Source organism: Bradyrhizobium cytisi, from assembly GCF_008123515.1.
Classification (GTDB): domain Bacteria; phylum Pseudomonadota; class Alphaproteobacteria; order Rhizobiales; family Xanthobacteraceae; genus Bradyrhizobium; species Bradyrhizobium cytisi.
Genome location: NZ_VSSR01000129.1, coordinates 1 through 2,669, shown reverse-complemented (window position 1 = coordinate 2,669; position 2,669 = coordinate 1). Strand labels below are relative to the sequence as shown.

Annotated in this window: 2 protein-coding genes; both read right to left on the bottom strand. The window is 62.5% G+C overall.

What is annotated here, in order from left to right; genetic code table 11:
* Positions 1-164 precede the first annotated feature (164 nt).
* Positions 165-974, bottom strand: a complete 810-nt coding sequence (istB, locus tag FXB38_RS41220; protein WP_148756590.1) for an IS21-like element helper ATPase IstB — start codon at positions 972-974, stop codon at positions 165-167.
* Positions 971-2,479, bottom strand: a complete 1,509-nt coding sequence (istA, locus tag FXB38_RS41215) for an IS21 family transposase (RefSeq protein WP_148756589.1) — start codon at positions 2,477-2,479, stop codon at positions 971-973. Before istA ends, istB begins: the two co-directional genes overlap by 4 nt.
* Positions 2,480-2,669 lie beyond the last annotated feature (190 nt).

Here is a 2,669-nt window from a genome sequence, read left to right as displayed (position 1 = left end):
AGATGTGTATAAGAGACAGACTGTAGCGCGACAATCTGGATGAGAAGCCAGCGACAATCAGGATGGCCATTTCGGCGGTCGCGGTGGGAGGATGATTGTCGCGGCGCGACGATAACGCAAGCGGTATTTTCGTGACGCGTGATTTGATTGTCGTGGAGCGACAATCAAGCTGAGCCTTTGATTGTCGCGCGCGTTGGCGGTCGTCCGACTCCGCGCGCTTTGTCGACAGCTTCTTTCCGGCGATAGCTGTCGACATTCATTTCGAGGATCGTGGCGTGATGGACGAGGCGGTCGATTGCCGCGAGGGTCATGGCTTGATCCGGGAAGATTTTTCCCCATTCACCAAATGGCTGATTGGCGGTGATGAGCATCGATCGTCGTTCGTAGCGGGCGCTGATCAGTTCGAACAGAACGCTGGTCTCCGCTTGATCCTTGGTCACATAGGCAAGATCGTCGAGAATCAGGAGGTGATATTTGTCGAGTTTGGCGATCGCCGCTTCGAGCGCGAGATCACGGCGCGCGATCTGGAGCTTTTGCACGAGATCTGTGGTTCTGGTGAACAATACGCGCCAGCCCTTTTCGATCAGGGCCATGCCGAGCGCCGCCGCCAGATGCGATTTACCGCCGCCTGGCGGGCCAAAACACAAGAGATTGGCGCCCTTTTCGAGCCAGGCGTCACCAGCGGCGAGCGCCTGCACCTGCGCCTTCGAGATCATCGGCACGGCATCGAAGTCGAAGGCGTCGAGGGTCTTTCCCGGAGGCAGTCGCGCTTCCTCCAGATGACGTTCGAAGCGGCGCCGGCTTCGCTCCACCATCTCCTGTTCGGCCAGCGCAGCCAGGAAGCGGGCTGCAGGCCAGCCTTCCTTATCGGCGGTCTCCGCCAGGGCGGTCCAGATCAGCTTGATGCCGGGCAGGCGCAGCTCGCTGAGCAGCAGTTCGAGACGGGCGGCGTCGATCTTGTCGGGCGCATTCATGCTGCCTCTCCCACGGTCGCGGCGATCTGGTCGTAGATGGCGAGCGATGGCAGCGTGACGATGACGACCGGTAGTTCCATGTCCTTCGGGCGGAAGCGCTCGATCAACGACTTGAGGTCCGGCAGGACGCCGTCGTCGAGGGCTGATTGCAGCATGACGCCGAGTTCCGCCTCGCAGGCACGTTCGTGTGCGAGCACCAGAAGTCCGACCATGGCCCGGCAGGCTGGCCTCTCGCTGAGTCCAGCGAGCAAGGCATCGAACGCGAGGGCGTAGACGCGGCGGGGGAAGAGCTGGTCACGATAGACCAGATTGAGCAGCGCCATCGGCTTGCGGCGCAAGGAATGAATGACATGGCGATAGTCGACGACATGGCCGTGCTTGCCGTTCGGCAGCGTTCGCCCGCGCCGCAAGGTGATGATGTGCGTGGCGCCCTGGAAGCATTCGAGCCGGTCGTCATAAAGCCGCACCCGCAGCCGGTGACCGATCAGGCGGGATGGGACCGAGTAAAATACCTTGCGCAATGTGAAGGCGCTGGACGTCGTGACGTCGACGTTGACCTCCTCATAATCGGCGGTCTTGCGGGCCGGCAATTTCTTCAGCGCCATCCGCTCCTGGTCGATGCGCTTGGTATTGCGTGCGTTGCCGCGGCCAACGATCTCGTCGACGAAGGCCCGCCATGCCGCAAGATCGTCGAAGTCGCGCGAGGCACGCAGCAGCAGGGCATCTGCGAGTGCTCTCTTGAGATGGCCGTGTGCGCTTTCGATCGAACCGTTCTCATGCGACACGCCGGGATTGTTGCGGGTCGGCGTCATGCCGTAGTGGCCGCAGAACGCCTCGTAGCGTGTCGTCAAATCCTCTTTGGCATCAGTGCCGAGATTGCGGAACGCCGCCGAGAGGCTGTCGCTTCGGTGCTGCTCGGGAACCCCGCCCAGCGACCACAGGGCGTTTTGCAGCCCTTCCGCAAGGGCTACAAAACTTTCGCCGCCGAGCACGACATGGGCGTGTTCGAAGCCGGAGAACGGCAGGCGGAAGTGGTAGAGCCGGCAGTCCAGCAACTGGCCAGCGACGGTGACGCCGAGATCGGCGACCTCGGTGAAGTCCGACAAGCCCATGCGGCCCGGCGGATGCTCCTGGCGGAAGATCACCTCCCGATCCGGGCCGTTCACTGCCCGCCATGCCCGAATGCGCCGCTCAAGCGTCCGCCGTGTCCCGGTACCCAGCTTCGGATGCCGGCGGCATAGTTCCTCGAAGACGGAGATCGGCCGCAAGCCAGGGGCGGCCCTCAGCATAGGGAGAACGTCATTTTCCCAGACATCGGCGAATGGATCAGCCCGGCGACGTTCGCGGGGCACCTTCTTTTGAGATGGAAGTCCGGGATCCTTTTCGAACCGGTAGGCGGCGGAAGTGCTGAAACCGGCCTTGGCAGCGGCGACGGCTGGCGAATGGGTACGACGCAAGCTCATGAAAAGCCTCATTTGTTGATCGGTGACATGCCGGCCGGCCAAGGAATTGGTCCTCTCGAAGGAGAAAACCGATCCTTGACCTGCCGCCGTTACCGCCAAATGAGGCCCCTCCGGGCGCCAACGCCGCTGCCGGGGTAACTCCGGTCGGGCTACGCCCTCCCTTCGTCACCCCGGCAGCGGCGCATTCTCATCCTGATTGTCGCGGGATTCCCATCTTGATTGTCGCGCCGCA

Bases quoted from the DNA above. Each gene is read 5' to 3' on its own strand.
- istB (WP_148756590.1), bottom strand. From the start codon at position 974: ATGAATGCGCCCGACAAGATCGACGCCGCCCGTCTCGAACTGCTGCTC.